Below are 17,058 nucleotides of genomic sequence, written 5' to 3'. Positions count from 1 at the left end.
TATAGTTGTTGTTTTGGTAGACTCTAACTATATAAAATTGGGTCCTCTTTTTCACGTAAAACGCCCTTTATACTACCGCGCTTCGCTTGCTTGCCCTGTCTTTGGTGTTGAAGTCTTGCGACTTCAACACCAAAGACAGGGTATATGTTCTCCCACAAACATTTTACTCTAACCAGCCTTATTTTTACTATTCCCAAAAAAAAGAGACGTTTAACGTCTCGGGAGTTTTATCTATTCCTGATCATTTTCTGTCTCTTGGTTATTACTTTCCTCGTCTGTAGGCAACTTTGGCGTAGGATAAAGTTTCTGCTCATTTGTCCTCATACCTGCAGGTGGTTCGGGAAACATTTGTAAGGATGTGTCTCCAAATGGATTACCATTTTCTGTTGGTTGCATGAAAGTATGTGGTGTTATTGGCATTTGTTGAGACTGTTGGAATTCTGGCTGCGACATTTGCGTATTCATAAATGGTTGGAATGCTTGTGGTGCCATTTGCATTTGGCCTGTTTGCTGTGATCCTTGTGTTGGCATTTGCATCTGGCTGAATTGCTGTGATCCTTGTTCCGGCATTTGCATCTGGCTGAATTGCTGCGATCCTTGTGTTGGCATTTGCATCTGACTGAATTGCTGAAACCCTTCTGCGAGCATTTGCATTTGGTCTGTTTGCTGGGAATCTTGTGCGGTCATATTCATATCTCCTGAATCCTGGGAGCCCTGAACAGCCCCTTGCATTTGGGCAGCTTGTGACATATCGCCAAACATTTGATTTTGGATGTATGGATTCATATCTGCTTGGTTATACATTGGTTGGGCCATCATACCCGGAAACATTTGGGCTGGGAATGGTTGATACATCGGTTGATGCATTCCAGCTGCAAAGTATGGGTAAGCATGTGCGTGACCGCCTCCACATCCGCACGGTTTAGGTTCACACGGCATTGGCATATGACATGGACAAGGAAACGTGAACATCGGCATCACTGGTGGATAACAAGGATATTCCATAGGTGGAGGTGTAAATGCTGGTTGTTGAACTGGTGGCATCGATTCTTGTGGTGCTTTTGGTTGTTGTTTTGGTTGCTCTTTAGGTTGGACTTTTGTTTTTGGTTGGACAGTCTCCTTCTTCTTGGGTGCTGGTTTTAATTCTGGTAGGGTTAAAGCTGGATACTCTTTATACTTATTATCCATTTTAGGCAGCATTTTGCTCTGTTGTGAAGGAGCTGTAGGCATTTTAGGAAGTTCTACTATTTCTTTTTTTGGTTGCTGGATCTCTTTCTTCGGGGCAGGTGCTTGCTTAGGCTGCGTCTTTTTTGATACTTGAGCTTTGTCTCCTTGCTTTACTTTCTGCGTATGAGTAGGTATTCTTATTTTCATACCAGGCATTATCATATCCGGGCTTGCCAAATGTGAATTCAGCTCTATTAATTCTTCAAAATCCACACCATATTTCTTGGCGATTTCCCATAACGTATCTCCTTTTTGAACAATGTGTATTTTCAAAAAGATCCTTCCTTTCTAGAAAACAATCTGGGCTAATTACTCTATATCAACATATGCAACCTAATTGCAAAAGTTAACCTCAATGGACAAATAAATCTAAAATGCTTCTATAGGATAGGATGCTTTTGGAGAAACATGAGTATCGGATCCATTAAAAAAACACTGCTATCCCTCATGAATAGCAGTGTTTGTTTAAATATCCATATGATATACAGGATAAGTCCCTAAAACATCAACTTCACAACCTAATGCTTCAAGTTCCCCTTTTACTCCCGGGAATAACGCATCGTCATAAGCTTGATTTACATCAATGATAAAGAAATAGTTCCCTAAGCCTGTCTTTGTTGGGCGGGATTCAATTTTAGACAAGTTCATCTTTCGCCAAGCAAATGCGGAAAGGATTTGATGAAGTGCTCCAGGCTGATCGCTTGGCAGTGTAATTTTCAAGGTTGTTTTATCAAGTTGAACAGAGTGCTTAATGTTTACCAGTTCTCTATTCTTAGTAAGTACAATAAACCTTGTGTGATTATTAGCATAATCATGTATATTGCGCTGTAAGATATGAAGTCCATACTCTTCGGCTGCTAGACTGTTTCCAATCGCGGCAATTGATTCCTTACTGGCAGCGACTATCTCTGCAGCTCGACCTGTTGAAGTCGTATATTGTAGTTTTGCTCCAGTCATATTCTTATGAATATAACGATGACATTGAGCTATCGCATGACTATGCGAATGAACCTCTTTAATATCTGCCAATTCACCTGAGAAGTCCCGTCTCACTAATAAGTGCTGTTGAATTGGTACAACTATTTCCGCAACAACTGGTAACGTGACTTCATGGATCAAATAATCAACTGTCAGCTGTACCGTACCTTCAATTGCATTTTCAATAGGCACTACCGCTATGTCGATCTTGTCAGCAGCTACTGCATCGATGCATTCAGGAATGGTTTTGTAGCTTATTTTTTCTTCATTATTAAATGTAGTATCTACCGCTAATTTAGTAAATGTTCCTTTTGGTCCCAAATATCCAATCTTTGTCAAGATGTTCCCCCCAACCTGTCTCTATTCAATAAATTCAAATTCTAAATCTAGTAAGTGAATTGTATCGCCGTCTTTAGCTCCACGTTTTCGCAGTGCTTCATCGACTCCCATTCCCCGCAGCTGTCTAGCAAATCTTTGTTGTGACTCTTCTCGAGTGAAATCCGTCATCTTAAACAACTTCTCAAGCTTTTCACCATGAAGAACAAATGAACCATCCGGATTACGGGTAATACGGAAATCATCTTCTTTTTTATGATGGCGATATACTACCGTTTCTTCTTTTTCCTCTATATTTGGTTTGATTCTTGGAATGGAGTCCAATTTATCTGCGATTGCAAAGATAAGCTCTTTCAACCCTTGTCTAGTTATTGCAGATATTTCAAAAACGTCGATATCTTCACCTAGTTTATCTTTAAAGTGCGGAAGATTTTCTTGGGCTTCCGGCATTTCCATTTTATTTGCCACAATAATTTGCGGGAGAGTAACCAACCTCTCATTATATGTTTTTAGCTCTTCATTGATCGTCATGTAATCCTCATAAGGATCACGTCCATCAATTGCAGCCATATCGATGACATGAACAATTAATCGGGTGCGCTCGATATGACGCAGGAATTGATGCCCAAGGCCAACTCCCTCACTTGCTCCTTCAATCAGACCTGGTAAATCAGCCATCACGAAGCTGCGATCGTCACCAGTATCGACCACACCTAAATTTGGTGCAAGTGTAGTGAAATGATAGTCTGCTATCTTGGGTTTAGCCGCACTGACAACAGATAATAAGGTTGATTTACCTACACTTGGAAAACCTACTAACCCTACATCCGCAATGACTTTCAATTCAATTCTGATGTTCCTCTCTTCTCCTGGTTCGCCATTTTCAGCAATTTCAGGTGCAGGATTTCTCGGAGTGGCAAAGCGGATATTACCTCTTCCACCTCTACCGCCTTTAACGATGACTGCCTGTTGCTGATGTTCCGTCAAATCAGCAATCACTTCCTCCGTATCTTCATCGATAACGACTGTTCCTGGTGGAACTTTGAGGATAAGTGGTTCTGAATTCTTCCCATGCATGGATTTACTCATACCATTTTCTCCGCGCTTCCCTTTAAAATGCCGTTTATAGCGGAAGTCCATCAGTGTATTTAAACCTTCATCAACTTCAAAAATGATATCAGATCCATTACCACCGTCTCCACCTGCTGGTCCTCCCATAGGTACATATTTTTCTCTACGGAATGCAACAAGACCATTACCGCCATCTCCTGCTTTTACATAAACACTTACCTGATCAACGAACATTCTTCTCACCTCTCAACTTGTACGCACTTGAAAACTGTAAACTCGATTTTTTGGTTGTTGTACAACTTTTATTCCTTCTAAAGAAATAAATTCTCTCGTTTGAATTTCACTTTCACCAATATTAATCGAAACTTCAACTATACAATCATGTTCTTCTTCCGTTAGGGTTATTTGAACGGTATATAACTCTTCTTCGCTGGATATATTCTTAACATCCTGCATAATTTGTTCAAGTTTATCCTTTATATGCATATCCGCAGCATTCAAACTTAATTTATTGACATCAACCTCATATGAAAGTTGGAATTGTTCGTATCTCTTCCTGAATTCAAAAAACCACAGAACAACATGTGGAATATCAAGTTTAAAAAGGTCCCGTTCATTATCAATATAATCGAAGAGTTTACTCATATTAGCTTCTACTTTTTCCAATTTCCCCATTTTAACATAACCATGAATAATTTGTAGATGGTTAAGTAAATCATGCCGATACAATTGAATCAAGTTTACAACCTCTTTAGCTTCCATCGTCAACCCCCTATTAATATAGAAAGTATAGCAGAAACTTGTCGATAGTTCACCAATTTATCTTTCAATTACAATAAAAAACTCCAGCCTTTATTTGGCTGGAGTCATATTAGCATATCGATTATGCTTCTTGAGCAACAGGATAAACGCTGACTTTCTTACGGTCACGGCCATAGCGTTCAAATCTAACAACACCATCTACTTTTGCGTATAGTGTATCATCTGAACCAATACCTACGTTGTCACCTGGATAGATTTTTGTACCGCGTTGACGATAAAGAATGGAACCGCCAGTTACAAATTGTCCATCTGCACGTTTTGCACCTAGACGTTTCGATTCAGAATCACGTCCATTACGAGTACTACCCGCACCTTTTTTCTGAGCAAAGAACTGTAAATCAATACGTAGCATTTCGTGCACCTCCTTAACTTTCCTTGATTTTAAGAAATTCACCATATTCCATTTCAATGGATTTCAAGGAAACAAGCATTCCTTCAAGTAATAGGTTTGCCTTTTCCAAATCGTCGCTATTAGAAAGCAATGGAGGAAGGGTGACTTTTAAGTATCCCCCTTCTCCTCCTTGCTCAATCTGTAAATCAATTTCCGTCAATTCCAAAACTGCGTTGACTGCTCCAATCGAAACACCCGAAACAGCAGCGCAAACTAAATCAAAGCCATACGGCCCACTGTCTGCATGTCCAGACATTTCAATGGAATACAACCATTCACTTTTACGTTTTACAGTAACTTGGATCAAGATAATCGACCTTTAAGCATTGATTTTTTCAATTACTAATTTCGTATAAGGTTGTCTATGACCTTGTGTACGATGGTAATTCTTTCTGCGTTTGAATTTGAATACTCTAATTTTCTTTTGACGTCCTTGTTTTTCGACTTTAGCCGTAACAGTTACACCGTCAACATATGGAGCTCCGACTTTAACATCATCGCCACCAACAAATAGTACTTTTTCAAACGTTACAGTTTCATTCGGCTCTGCAGAAATTTTTTCTACGTAAATTTCTTGACCTTCTTCCACTCTAACTTGTTTACCACCTGTTTCGATAATTGCGTACATGACTTGCACCTCCTGATCACTAAGACTCGCCATGCAGGTACTATAAAAGTTTATTTACAAACCTGGTCTGAGCGGTTGTAGCACTGGTGCTACGTTTGAATAACGAATTGATAATATCATATATTAAAGTAATGTGTCAAGGGGTTGTACAAGTTTTCTACCAATCTTTTAAAACAGTTCATTAATTTGATTCGCGTACCGCTTTTCGTGAAAGTATGCGTGTAAGCAATCCGCTTCATCAATTCGTTTCGTTTCATTGCTTTTATCATTCAAAATGATCGTATGTTTCTTATCTCTTTTAAAATGGCTGAATACCTCCATCAATGTCTGATGCCCAGACAAATATAAAGGTTCCATCTTCTGCACTGTATGATTTCCCCTATATCGGGCCATTAAAAACCTCATAAATATATAGAAGCGTCGTTTCCATTCCATCCGATTTTCAAGAAAAAGAAAGAGCATAAGCAATGCAAATGTTAAAGTAAAAGGAAAGAAAAACAAGTGGCCGATAGCAAAAGAAAGGCAGAGTACGAGAGATAATAAAAAAATCATATCTAATGCTTTTTTAAAAGGCATTAGAAATGAAAACAATTGGAAGAGGATTTTCCCTCCATCTAAAGGCCAAATAGGTAATAAATTAAATAATAAGATGATGGTATTATACCATATTGCCGTCTGGAAAATAACATCTGGAATAAATCCAAATTGTAGAAGTAGATGAAGTAAAGCAAATATAAAGAAATGTTGCAGCGGACCTGCTAGTGTAACTAATACTTCTTCCTTAATCGACCGATTCCCATGTTCCTCCGTCTCCATTACGCCACCGAAAACCCAAAGCATAATTCTTCTTATTCGCCAACCAAAGAATCGAGCCATTAAATAATGGCCCATTTCATGAATAAAGACAATAATAAATATGATCAGCATTTCGATAAACGTACCTGTAATTATAGAAATAGCAATAAATAAAATGAGTATCGGGTGCACATGGATTGGAGGCAATATGTTACGTACCATCATCAACCTCAATTACTTGTAGAGGGTCGAGAAAAGTATTATTTTTTTCCAATGAAAAATAAACCGCTTCATTATCCTCGGTCGGATTAAACTTTCCTATTCGTTGGTTAGCAGTTACGTACTGATATAGGTGTACGTCGAAATCTGTTAAATTCCCATAACTTGAATTGGTCCCGTCCGCATGCTGAACGACAATCGTCTTACCGGTATCTGGGTATTTCCCTGCAAAGACCACTACTCCTTCATGATGAGATACAACATCGACTTCTTTTCCAGGTGAAATTTTTACTCCTTTGCCATTGACTTGGAAAGTCTCAATAATGTCACCATTAACTGGAATGACAGCTTCTTCAACTTCGTTTGCCCGGTGGTTGATCTGAGGTGAAAATGCCAATGGGCTGCCAAAAATTTCTTGATACCATACATTTACTTTTGCAAAAGGAAATTCATTTTGCAATAATTGGCTAGCAATTTCTTGAGGTTTGGAAAATGCAGCATGGTTCGTGTTCATTAACAAAGCCACAGAAAAAAATAAAATTCCTGCCAGAATCGCTTTCATCATTAGTGCAGTGGAGAGTTCTTTGTTCGCTTTTTCTTTAAAGACATAGCTGTTGATTTCTGGTGGATATCCATGTTTTTCTTCCATGCTGTCAAAGATTCCACTATCCTGCTTTATACCAGGTTGCGGATAATTCCTATCCTTTTTTCTTTGTTCAATTGCCTTTCTAACCCGCTTAATATCCCTACTCATCACTCTCACCGTCTTTCCTATATTCCATACAAATATATGAAAGCCAGTCCGAGCTTATGAATGGATATTTTTCAATTGGATATGTGGCAGCTCCACTTTAGTCCGCAGTCCAAATACCTCTCGCTTTCAGCAGGCGTCCCGTGAGCAGCCTCGATAAAAGATTAGATATCGCGAATATAAGCAATTTCATAAGAAAAAATAAAAAACCGATACGGATAATAGTATCGGTTTTCATAGATTAGTATTATATTAAGTAAAATAAATCCTAAGAACGAATACCAAAGAATCTTTTAACTCTCTCTAAGACACCTTTTTCATCTTCAAGTGACTGTAAAGGAACATTTTCACCTAATATTCTTCTCGCAATATTACGATAAGCAATGGAAGCTTTTGAGTTAGGATTCAATACGACGGGCTCACCAGTATTTGAACCTTTAATAACCTCTTCATCATCCACGACAATTCCAATGAGATCGATGGATAACAATTGAACTATTTCATCAACATCCATCATATCTCCATTTTTCATCATATTGGTACGGATTCGATTAATTATGAGACGTGGCGTTTCGGTCATGTCTTCTTGTTCCAATAGACCGATAATTCGATCTGCATCACGGACGCTGGATTTTTCAGGATTTGTAACTACGATGGCGCGATCCGCCCCTGCAATTGCATTTTGAAAACCTTGCTCTATACCTGCAGGACAATCGATAATAATGTAGTCATATTCCTGTTTTAATTCCGTCACAATATTCTTCATACCTTCCACCGTAACAGCAGACTTGTCACTCGTTTGCGCTGCTGGTAATAATGCAAGTGAATCAAAACGTTTATCACGGATTAAAGCTTGATTCAAACGACAACGTCCTTCCACGACATCGACGATATCATAAATGATCCGATTTTCCAATCCCATAATAACATCCAGATTTCTAAGTCCGATATCTGTATCGATTAAACATACTTTTTTCTCCATTAAAGCTAAGGCAGTACCTATATTAGCGGTTGTCGTCGTTTTACCAACGCCACCTTTACCGGATGTAATTACAATAGCTTCACCCATTTTGCATTCTCCTTTCGAATCCACTTATTTCCTGTCGTTTCTGTGAAAGAAGCTGTAACGAATCAATGATGATTTTATCTTCTTTTTCATCAATAATTCCGCATTCCATATAAACCCCGTCCGATTCATAATCTGGTGCACGGCTAATATAATCAGCGATCCTCAGCTGTGTCGGCTTCAAATAGGATGCTGCGATGAATGTGTTTCTATCTCCTTGGTATCCTGCATGAGCAATTCCATATAATTTTCCTAAAATATAAATGTTGCCGGTCGCCATAACCTTACCGCCAGGATTTACATCACCAATAAGCAATAGATGTCCCTTTACTTTCAGGATTTGACCGGAACGGACAATCCGGTTATTTATTTTAATTTCACTTTCCTCGCGCAATCGTAATGCTTCTTCACGGTGCATGACATTGGTTTCAATTCCTTCAACTTTAAAAAAATTATCTTCTTCAATCAAATCACGTAATTTTTCTCTTTTTTCGCGATCAAGATAACGATTACCAGATTGCACGTTTACAGAGACAGCTTGACCGTTATTATTTTGTTGTGTGGATATTAATTTATCTTTTAACTCAGATAGGGCTTCTTGAAAAGGTACCTCATCATCAATTATCAATGTAATACCTTCTCTATTTCCCTTTATTGTAATTAATGGTTTTTTCTCTTGCGTCAAGTTAATCACCTCTCCCAGAGAGCCCACATTGTCTCGTTCAATTAATTTCCTTGCTCTAATTGCTCTTCACTCCAGCGTATAAGTCTTTTCTTAAATATTGGAAATAGAAAAAGTAAAAATAATAGATTCGCGGCTAAGGTTGGTAATAATCTTCTCAACAAGTAATCCTGCCAAACCATATCCGTAATCCCTACCACTGAGTACATAATGTAAATTAAGAAGTCTGCCATAACGAAAGCGATCACACCAAGTAATAATAAAACATAAAAGTTTCGGTACAGTAAGTTCCTGAGACGATTCATTACATATACCACAAAACCATAAGAGAACATGTAAACTCCAAGGATTCCTGTATAGATGACATCGATGAATAACCCAAAGATAAAGGCATAGATAACGGAATAATATGTATCGTCTTCATCGTAATAAACTGTAATATACACAAGAAAAGCCAGGACCCAGTGAGCGATAATGAGATAATCGCTTAAAACAATCTCTTTAGGTAATAGATTAATTGCTAGACCTTCTAAAATTACGAGGACAAGTAGGATGAGAGGTATGTAAGCCTTTTTCATTCCTCATTGTCCCCCTCTGTTTCATCATCTACAACATCACCAAGGTCTTCAACTTGTTCAACTGAACGATCGAGTATGATGACATTATTAATGTCATACAGATCTGCAGATGGTTCAACTAAAGCAATTTGAGTCAACCCATATTGATCTGATGTCACTTCCTTAACTGTGCCTATTGGTACTCCCGCTGGAAATACTCCTCCCATACCAGAAGATAACACTAAGTCACCTTCCTCCAAATCTTTCTCAGATTCTTCAATGATACGGAAAAGCAATGAATTTGTTTCTTCATCGAATCCTTCTATCATACCAAAAATATTTCGGGCATCTTCACGAGATACCATGGCAGATATTCGATTGAATTGATCAAAACCAGTCACAAGCTTAACTCTGGATGTGTAATTACTTGCAGATTGAATTTTACCAATCATTCCATCCGCAGTCATTACTAGCATGTTTGCCTGCACGCCATGTTTTTTTCCTTTGTTAATAGTCACTTGTTCCAACCAACGTTCTGGGGAACGAGCAATAACAATAGCTTGGATTGCTTCATGACTACGTATTGAATCAGACTCTAATAAGTTAAGGACGTCACGTAATTCCTCATTTTCTTTTCTTACTTCTTGAACTTCATAAACAAGACTTCTATATTGACTGAGTTGCTCTTTAAGAATTTGATTTTCTTCATATGTGTCTTTAAATTCTTGTATATTTGATACAACATCAACTGTAAAGTTCACTGGAATATGTACAGCAGATTGTATCCAGCCCACAGTATCATTAATCAATTCTTCTGCGAACGTTATATTTAAACGCTCCCTATAAGTATAACCTACTAACATGACGAGCAGGATAAAGCCAATTAAAAAGATAAATAATCGTTTATTTCGAAAAAAACGCATGAAAACACCTACTTAATTTTTTGAAGATGACGTGGATACGTTGGCGTTACGGAAATGTTGAATATAATCAATCGATTTCCCTGTACCAATTGCCACACAATCCAAAGGTTCATCAGCGATAAAAACTGGTATTTTCGTTTCATCACTAATTACTTTATCAATATTCTTTAACAAAGCTCCTCCACCAGTAAGGATGATTCCTCTATCCATGATATCTGCAGCAAGTTCAGGAGGAGTTTTTTCCAAGGTACTCTTCACTGCTTCAACAATCGATTCAACAGTTTCATTCAATGCTGTGGAAATCTCTTTCGACGTGACTGTAATGGTTTTTGGTAATCCAGTCAATAAATCTCGTCCTCTTATATCTAATTCACTGTCTTCAGTCACTTCTCCTGCTGTTCCAATATCTAATTTAATAGATTCTGCTGACCGCTCACCGATCAACAAGCTATATTCTTTTCTAATATAATTTATAATCGCTTCATCCATATCATCACCAGCAACCCTGATAGAACGACTCGTTACAACCCCTCCAAGGGATATCACTGCTACTTCGGTTGTACCTCCACCAATGTCGACAATCATGCTACCAGTAGGCTCCCATACCGGAAGGCCGGCACCAATGGCTGCCGCAAACGGCTCAGAAATTGCAAAAGCCTCTCGTGCTCCTGCTTGTTTTGTCGCATCAATAACTGCACGTTCTTCAACCATCGTTATTCCCGATGGAACACAAATCATGACATTTGGTTTTTTTGCAAAGATGGAACGTCTACGCATTGCTTTTTTTATATAATAATTCATCATAGATGCTGTTGTGTCATAATCAGCAATTACCCCGTCTTTCATTGGACGGATCACAGAGATGTTTCCAGGTGTACGGCCGATCATATTGCGAGCATGACTTCCTACAGCTTCAATGTTACCCGTTTCTATATTTTTCGCCACTACAGATGGCTCTCTTACGACGATACCTTTCCCTTTAAGAAATACCAATGTATTGGCAGTACCTAAGTCGATACCTAAATCCTGCGATAAACTAAACTTTGCCAAGCGAATCTCCCTCTCCGTTCACAATTTCTCATATGTATTTAACTATATCTATTTCTTAAACCTGTTGCAAACAATCATTACAATGCGATGTATCACTACTGACAGACGCCTGCCAGATAGATCTACCCTCTCTTGTAATTCTCCTTCTATTTAACGAGGATTACAAACCCAAAGGATAAATAGTTTCTGTGCATAAAGGATTGCTTGGGACTCAAAGATAATAAGCGCCACTTTCATTTCTTGATAGAAAAATGGCGCTTGGTAAACCCAATTCATCCAGTGGACGTATAGATCCCTCCACTGGATGATTGTTGAGCAGAAGCAAGAATTAATATCCTATATACTACTCCCATAAACAAAGAAGATTCCCCTTGTTTAATGCAACAGTAAACGGACAAATTTAGCCTAGTATGCAATCCTTATAATATTATACGAAAAAAACGATAAAATAGATAGTATTATAAATATCCTTTTTCCTTCAAAGATACAAATTTACGATTGCCAATAATAATATGGTCTAAAACTTCAATTCCCATTATCTTACCGGAGTCTACCAATCTTTTCGTAACATGAATATCCTCTTGGGAGGGTGAGGGGTCACCGGAGGGATGATTATGTGCCACAATAATTGAAGCAGCCGAACGTTTAACAGCTTCACGGAACACTTCTCGAGGATGTACGATAGAGGCATTCAAACTACCTACAAAGATAGTCTGTCGATGAATTACCCGGTTCTTCGTATCAAGAAATAAAACAACAAAGTGTTCTTGTTTTAGTACCCGCATTTCTTCCATGACATAATTAGCTCCGTCATCCGGTGAACGAATGACATAATATTCATCTGGTTTATATTGACTCATTCTTTTTCCAAGTTCTATTGCCGCTAAAATTTGAACGCCTTTGGCACGGCCGATGCCTTTAATCGCTGTTAATTCCTCTATTGTGGCATCCTGCAGCAACTTTAAGCCTTCAAAATGCATAAGAACCCTATTAGCAAGAGTCATAACAGATTCTGCCTTCGAGCCACTGCCAAGTAATATTGCCAATATCTCCTGATTGCTGAGATGATTTGTACCGAGACGTATTGCACGTTCCCTTGGTCTATCCTCCTTCGGTACGTCCTTGATCATTATTTTCATTTTGTTATCCTCCTTTCTGGCTCCCACTTTACGAGCTTCATGATAAAAATACAAATCGCTATTTCCCTATTCTCTGTTTAATATGGTTTGCAATAATTTAAAAACCACTCGACAATCCATTACTAATCGAGTGGTCTTTATATTGAGTTATTTACTTTTCTCCACATTATAAATTCTCGTACGCATACATTAATTCAAGTAGAAGTACATCAATATTATCATTATCTTCTTTCAATATTTGTACAACATTTTCTATTGAGCTCACAGAGGGGGCATTATCTGACAAGGCTAATAATTCGTTTTGGTCCTTAGCATCTACAGCATTGACCCATGTATCTTGAAATTGTTCCAACCATTGGAGAGCCTCAGCAGAGAGATCAATTTCCACATTTGTTGTCTCCCATGACTTAAAAAACACATCGTTTCCATCCTCCTGTAACTCTTTTACTTTTTTTCTGGCTCCTTCTTCTGTAGCAAAAACTCCAATAAAAAGGAAGTATTGTCCATCCCGCTCCCAAATAAAAGCAGGTTCTCCATTACCTTCATACAGCGACTTCCATTCATCCGCATTTCCTTGTTCTTGGAACACCCCGGCTTGAAGAACATAGGCAGATAAATTTGGTAATTGTTCTTTTGATCCCACCTCTACTGGTGGAGTGGCTGCAGAATTAACTGGATTCGGGTCCGACACTTCTTGTGCCTGCTCACTTTCCATTCCGACGAATAACTGAAGTAATAACATCCCAAGTACAGTACCAATTACGCCAGCAGAAGCAATGGTAATTAATATCGGAGTTAGCCAGTTATTTTTTTTCTTTTTCAGAGGTTTCGGCTGATAATAAACCGGTATAGAATCTACTTGCCGCTCACTTTTCACCGTGTTCCCATCTTCAACAACGAGATAGGAATGCTTGTGGGTGGTCTTATCTTTATGAGCTAAATTTTCTTCCCCTTTTGGTTTTCCTTTATTGTCTGACATGATTTCACTCCCTGCTAGAATTCCTTTGTTTCACTCTAGCATATAGAGAATGAAAAACTAGAAGAAATTTGTCATATCAATATTAAAAATCCTCTACATAAAATTACACGTTCTCCAGAAAATAGCGACGAGCTTCTGTTATGAAATGTAGCGAACCTGTAATAAAATAAATTTTTTCGTCTGCAATAATGTGATCAAAAACATCTATATAGTCTGTATTGATTTTTTTAACATTCGAAAAATGTTCAACCTCAATTTGAAACGGATTCCAGGCACGAGGGTGGTCAAATGAAGTAAGAGTTATATAGTCAAAATAACCATTTAACAAATGCAGCATCTCTTCTGTTGCTTTATCTTGAAACATCGCTACAATCACATGTTTTTCGGCATCAGGATAATGTTTTTGGACGGTATGGAGAAAAGCTTTTATACCATCAGGATTATGTGCCGCGTCTACAACAACGGTGGGTTTTCTATGTACACACTCGAAACGGCCTGGAAGCTCTGTCTTTTCCATTGCATCTATCGCTTGTAGCCAATCAAGATTATAATCCAATTCCTCTAATAATTTTAAAGTTTGTAGCGCGAGGGAAACATTGCTATATTGATGAACCCCTTTCATCATTAAATTAACAGAATGCTTCCCATCCCCGCTTTTCCAGATTATTTTTCCTCCATTTTTCTCAAAATAAAAATCTTCTCCAAGCCGATAAATCGGAGCTTGATTATTCCGAGCCTCTTCGACAATGACTGATAAAGGACCATTTTCTATTTTGCCCAAAATCACAGGGGAATGTTGTTTAATAATCCCAGCTTTGTGATAAGCGATTTCTTCTCTCGTGGCCCCCAAGTAGTCTGTATGATCAAGTGCAATATTTGTAATAATCGACAATATCGGATGAAAACTGTTCGTTGTGTCGAAGCGTCCACCCATTCCCGTCTCCACGAGAATAATTTCCCCATTTTCCGCAAAATAGCTGAAAGCAACTGCAGTGAGAACTTCAAATTCTGTAGGCCCATTTCCGACCTTATCCATCTCTGAAACATAAGGATATACTTTATTTAATATGGAGATAAGTTCAGATTCTGGAATCATCTTGTCGTCTAATAAAATATGGCCACGTAAACCATGGAAGCTTGGTGAAGTAAAAACTCCAACCTGATAATGATTAGCCATTAAAGCAGCTTTTATAAAATGAAGCGTTGATCCTTTACCATTTGTTCCTGCAAGATGGATCGCTGTCATTTTTTCTTCAGGATTTCCAAGTTTATTCAACAATCCATGAATCCTTTCCAGACCTGGCTTCATCCCTAATCGTTGCCGCTGCTTGAAAAACAATTCTACCTCCTGTAGTGTAGAAAACATAGAAACACCGCTTTCGTCATTTTATCATGGTGTAATGATCCGTATATTATTGCTTGAAAAAATTTGTGAGATTACGGATATGTGAACAATTATAGCAGAAAGGACAGGAACAATTGAAGACAACAGGTTGGATCATCTATAACGGTAATTTACCAGGAAATAAATTTCTAGATTATGCTGAAATGCTGCAAGCTGCAGCTAATAAACTTCAAAGTAACGCACATCTATTTAAAAACAACGAACTAATGAGTGTGCTATCTACATCGACATTAGATTTACTGTCTATAGATAAAAAGCCTGATTATGTTGTTTTTACGGATAAAGACATTTATCTTGCGAGACAACTGGAGTACTTAAATATACCTGTATTCAATTCAGCGCATGCCATTGCTACAAGTGATGATAAAATCGCCACTTATCAAGAACTTGCTCGAAAGAAACTACCTATTCCGAAGACAATCATTGCGCCGAAAATTTTCATAGAAGGAAGTTTTCCGGACTTTTTGATCGACCAAACAATCAAAGAATTGGGTCTACCACTAGTCATCAAAGAAGCTTTTGGTTCCTTTGGAGAACAAGTCTATCTTGTCCATACAAGAGAGGAATTGGTGGAGATAATCCAAACAATTGGAAACAAACCATTTGTTTTCCAAGAATTTATATCAACCAGTTATGGGGTGGACATCCGACTACAAGTGGTTGGCAATGAAGTCGTTGCTGGAATGCAGCGGAAATCCCTTGACGATTTCCGAGCAAATATAACTGCTGGTGGAACAATGCAGCCTTATGAAGCGACGCAAGAAGAGAAAAAGATTGCAATTGAAGCCACCAAAGCTATTGGGGCAAACTTTGCTGGTGTGGACCTTTTATTTGGTAAAGACGGTCCTCTCATATGTGAAGTCAATTCCAACGCACATATCCGCTACCTACTTGATTGCACAAAGATCAATGCTGCTGATTTTATTATGTCATTTATAATGAAACAACTAAGTGCTTAGAATCCAGGTGATTAAATGTTACAAGCATGGTTAATTTACAATAAAGAAGGTTCAAATATAAATCACTCCTATATATCTTGGTTTATTGAAGAAGCTAATAAAAAATCCATAGATATGAAGCTAATTATCCGAGAAAATTTAGCAATCGGAATAAGGAATAACCAGAAAGTACTGCTTCTAAATGGAAAAGAGGTCGCTGCTCCCGATATTGCAGTCGTACGCACAATCGATCCCTTATTAAGCTCGCACCTTGAAGATATGGGAATCTGTGTCTTTAACTCTGCGACTGTTGCAAGAATTTGCAATCATAAAGGTCTTACACATCACGAAGTCCAAAAACTGGCTATCCCAATGATGGATACATATTTTTATACGTTGGAAACATTACCTAAGCTCCCTCCATTACCCTTCCCTTTCGTTGTCAAAAACGTCCAAGGAAAGGGCGGTAAAGAAGTATTTTTCATTACTGATGAGGTTGATTGGATAGATAAGAGAAGTAATTTTTCACAAGAGATCATTATCCAGACAACCGACGTACAAATCGGTAAAGATCTGCGCGTTTACGTACTAGGTAAAAAAATAATAGCTGCAGTTTTAAGAGAAAGTAAAAATGATTATCGAGCAAATTATACGTTGGGAGGAAATATCTCCCTTTATACGCTCAATGACCGCGAACGTGAACTGATTGAGCGTATTTATCATCATTTTGACTTTGATTTAGTCGGTATTGATTTCTTAATCGGAAAGAGTGGCGATTTGTTATTTAATGAAATAGAAGATATCGTTGGTTCACGGATGTTAAGTAAGCTTACAGATATAAACTTGTTGGAAAAGTATACGGAACATATTTTGGAGAAATGGAAAAAACAGAACCCCTAACAATAGGGATTCTGTTTTTCAAATTATTAGGGCTTGTCAAATAAAGTGTGTAAGTCCCCATTTACTCAAGGTACTTTAACACCCTATCTTTCAGTTCATCATGAAGAAGAAGCTGGTTCATCACCATGGCCCAGTTTTGAATACGGCCACCATCCCATTTGTTTTCAAGTTCTTTCACACGTAGATATAATACTTTCAAAA

At 38.1% G+C, this 17,058-nt stretch carries 19 protein-coding genes and 1 other annotated feature; of the genes, 2 read left to right on the top strand and 17 right to left on the bottom strand.

From position 1 onward, the window contains the following. Positions 1-231: 231 nt before the first annotated feature. The 17 genes from M3210_RS20530 to M3210_RS17965 all read right to left on the bottom strand — a co-directional run bounded on the left by M3210_RS20530 (position 232) and on the right by M3210_RS17965 (position 14,953). Entirely contained in the window at positions 232-1,500 is a 1,269-nt protein-coding gene (locus tag M3210_RS20530) for a LysM peptidoglycan-binding domain-containing protein (RefSeq protein ID WP_285853890.1), read from the bottom strand. Positions 1,501-1,692: 192 nt separating this feature from the next. Continuing rightward, positions 1,693-2,544, bottom strand: a complete 852-nt coding sequence (gene pheA, locus M3210_RS18040; protein WP_251517305.1) for a prephenate dehydratase — start codon at positions 2,542-2,544, stop codon at positions 1,693-1,695. A 21-nt stretch (positions 2,545-2,565) separates the two neighbouring features. Next, positions 2,566-3,846, bottom strand: coding sequence for a GTPase ObgE (gene obgE / locus M3210_RS18035; RefSeq protein ID WP_251517304.1), 1,281 nt, complete (start codon positions 3,844-3,846; stop codon positions 2,566-2,568). A 12-nt stretch (positions 3,847-3,858) separates the two neighbouring features. Beyond that, the gene (locus M3210_RS18030; protein ID WP_251517303.1) at positions 3,859-4,374 is read right to left on the bottom strand and encodes a Spo0B domain-containing protein; all 516 of its coding nucleotides are present in this window, start codon (positions 4,372-4,374) and stop codon (positions 3,859-3,861) included. A 121-nt stretch (positions 4,375-4,495) separates the two neighbouring features. Further along, positions 4,496-4,786, bottom strand: a complete 291-nt coding sequence (gene rpmA, locus M3210_RS18025; RefSeq protein WP_251517302.1) for a 50S ribosomal protein L27 — start codon at positions 4,784-4,786, stop codon at positions 4,496-4,498. A gap of 13 nt (positions 4,787-4,799) precedes the next feature. Beyond that, entirely contained in the window at positions 4,800-5,132 is a 333-nt protein-coding gene (locus M3210_RS18020; RefSeq protein ID WP_251517301.1) for a ribosomal-processing cysteine protease Prp, read from the bottom strand. Between the two features lie 12 nt (positions 5,133-5,144). Further along, positions 5,145-5,453: a 50S ribosomal protein L21 gene (rplU, locus tag M3210_RS18015; RefSeq protein WP_251517300.1), complete on the bottom strand. Its 309-nt coding sequence runs from the start codon at positions 5,451-5,453 to the stop codon at positions 5,145-5,147. 12 nt (positions 5,454-5,465) lie between these two features. Beyond that, positions 5,466-5,540: a sequence feature (ribosomal protein L21 leader region), on the bottom strand. 81 nt (positions 5,541-5,621) lie between these two features. After that, positions 5,622-6,470: a M50 family metallopeptidase gene (locus M3210_RS18010; RefSeq protein ID WP_251517299.1), complete on the bottom strand. Its 849-nt coding sequence runs from the start codon at positions 6,468-6,470 to the stop codon at positions 5,622-5,624. Continuing rightward, positions 6,460-7,221 (bottom strand): M23 family metallopeptidase, encoded by a 762-nt coding sequence (locus tag M3210_RS18005; RefSeq protein ID WP_251517298.1) that lies wholly within the window; start codon positions 7,219-7,221, stop codon positions 6,460-6,462. The genes M3210_RS18010 and M3210_RS18005 overlap by 11 nt, the downstream gene beginning before the upstream one ends. 265 nt (positions 7,222-7,486) lie before the next feature. Continuing rightward, on the bottom strand, positions 7,487-8,287 hold the full coding sequence (gene minD / locus M3210_RS18000) for a septum site-determining protein MinD (protein WP_251517297.1): 801 nt from the start codon (positions 8,285-8,287) through the stop codon (positions 7,487-7,489). Then, positions 8,280-8,969 (bottom strand): septum site-determining protein MinC, encoded by a 690-nt coding sequence (gene minC / locus M3210_RS17995; protein ID WP_251517296.1) that lies wholly within the window; start codon positions 8,967-8,969, stop codon positions 8,280-8,282. Before minC ends, minD begins: the two co-directional genes overlap by 8 nt. Before the next feature lie 41 nt (positions 8,970-9,010). After that, positions 9,011-9,544 carry a rod shape-determining protein MreD gene (gene mreD, locus M3210_RS17990; protein ID WP_251517295.1) on the bottom strand — a complete coding sequence of 178 codons (534 nt, stop codon included), beginning with the start codon at positions 9,542-9,544 and terminating at the stop codon, positions 9,011-9,013. Beyond that, the gene (gene mreC, locus M3210_RS17985) at positions 9,541-10,446 is read right to left on the bottom strand and encodes a rod shape-determining protein MreC (RefSeq protein ID WP_251517293.1); all 906 of its coding nucleotides are present in this window, start codon (positions 10,444-10,446) and stop codon (positions 9,541-9,543) included. The genes mreD and mreC overlap by 4 nt, the downstream gene beginning before the upstream one ends. Before the next feature lie 12 nt (positions 10,447-10,458). Continuing rightward, complete coding sequence (locus tag M3210_RS17980) at positions 10,459-11,496, bottom strand: rod shape-determining protein (protein ID WP_251517292.1); 1,038 nt, start codon at positions 11,494-11,496, stop codon at positions 10,459-10,461. A gap of 458 nt (positions 11,497-11,954) precedes the next feature. Further along, on the bottom strand, positions 11,955-12,635 hold the full coding sequence (radC, locus tag M3210_RS17975) for a RadC family protein (protein WP_251517291.1): 681 nt from the start codon (positions 12,633-12,635) through the stop codon (positions 11,955-11,957). 166 nt (positions 12,636-12,801) lie between these two features. Next, entirely contained in the window at positions 12,802-13,614 is an 813-nt protein-coding gene (locus M3210_RS17970) for an SPOR domain-containing protein (RefSeq protein WP_251517290.1), read from the bottom strand. Positions 13,615-13,717: 103 nt separating this feature from the next. Further along, entirely contained in the window at positions 13,718-14,953 is a 1,236-nt protein-coding gene (locus M3210_RS17965; RefSeq protein ID WP_251517288.1) for a bifunctional folylpolyglutamate synthase/dihydrofolate synthase, read from the bottom strand. Positions 14,954-15,093: 140 nt separating this feature from the next. Here M3210_RS17965 and M3210_RS17960 point away from each other — a divergent pair, with 140 nt between their 5' ends. Together M3210_RS17960 and M3210_RS17955 are read left to right on the top strand one after the other, a co-directional pair. After that, a complete protein-coding gene (locus tag M3210_RS17960) occupies positions 15,094-15,978 on the top strand; it encodes an ATP-grasp domain-containing protein (RefSeq protein WP_251517278.1) in 885 nt (294 codons plus the stop codon). A 15-nt stretch (positions 15,979-15,993) separates the two neighbouring features. Continuing rightward, the gene (locus M3210_RS17955; RefSeq protein WP_251517275.1) at positions 15,994-16,857 is read left to right on the top strand and encodes an ATP-grasp domain-containing protein; all 864 of its coding nucleotides are present in this window, start codon (positions 15,994-15,996) and stop codon (positions 16,855-16,857) included. Positions 16,858-17,058: the final 201 nt, after the last annotated feature.

Origin of the sequence: Oceanobacillus luteolus (assembly GCF_023715655.1) — a bacterium.
GTDB classification, from domain to species: Bacteria; Bacillota; Bacilli; order Bacillales; family Amphibacillaceae; genus Oceanobacillus; species Oceanobacillus luteolus.
Note: the sequence above shows the minus strand (reverse complement) of the source record. Positions and strands in the feature narration are given on the sequence as shown.

Excerpts from the sequence above, each read along its gene's own strand:
- obgE (WP_251517304.1), bottom strand. The coding sequence starts at position 3,846 with ATGTTCGTTGATCAGGTAAGTGTTTATGTAAAAGCAGGAGATGGCGGT.
- M3210_RS18030 (WP_251517303.1), bottom strand. The coding sequence starts at position 4,374 with ATGGAAGCTAAAGAGGTTGTAAACTTGATTCAATTGTATCGGCATGAT.
- rpmA (WP_251517302.1), bottom strand. The coding sequence starts at position 4,786 with ATGCTACGTATTGATTTACAGTTCTTTGCTCAGAAAAAAGGTGCGGGT.
- rplU (WP_251517300.1), bottom strand. The coding sequence starts at position 5,453 with ATGTACGCAATTATCGAAACAGGTGGTAAACAAGTTAGAGTGGAAGAA.
- M3210_RS18010 (WP_251517299.1), bottom strand. The coding sequence starts at position 6,470 with ATGGTACGTAACATATTGCCTCCAATCCATGTGCACCCGATACTCATT.
- M3210_RS18005 (WP_251517298.1), bottom strand. The coding sequence starts at position 7,221 with ATGAGTAGGGATATTAAGCGGGTTAGAAAGGCAATTGAACAAAGAAAA.
- minD (WP_251517297.1), bottom strand. The coding sequence starts at position 8,287 with ATGGGTGAAGCTATTGTAATTACATCCGGTAAAGGTGGCGTTGGTAAA.
- mreD (WP_251517295.1), bottom strand. The coding sequence starts at position 9,544 with ATGAAAAAGGCTTACATACCTCTCATCCTACTTGTCCTCGTAATTTTA.
- mreC (WP_251517293.1), bottom strand. The coding sequence starts at position 10,446 with ATGCGTTTTTTTCGAAATAAACGATTATTTATCTTTTTAATTGGCTTT.
- radC (WP_251517291.1), bottom strand. The coding sequence starts at position 12,635 with ATGAAAATAATGATCAAGGACGTACCGAAGGAGGATAGACCAAGGGAA.
- M3210_RS17970 (WP_251517290.1), bottom strand. The coding sequence starts at position 13,614 with ATGTCAGACAATAAAGGAAAACCAAAAGGGGAAGAAAATTTAGCTCAT.
- M3210_RS17955 (WP_251517275.1), top strand. The coding sequence starts at position 15,994 with ATGTTACAAGCATGGTTAATTTACAATAAAGAAGGTTCAAATATAAAT.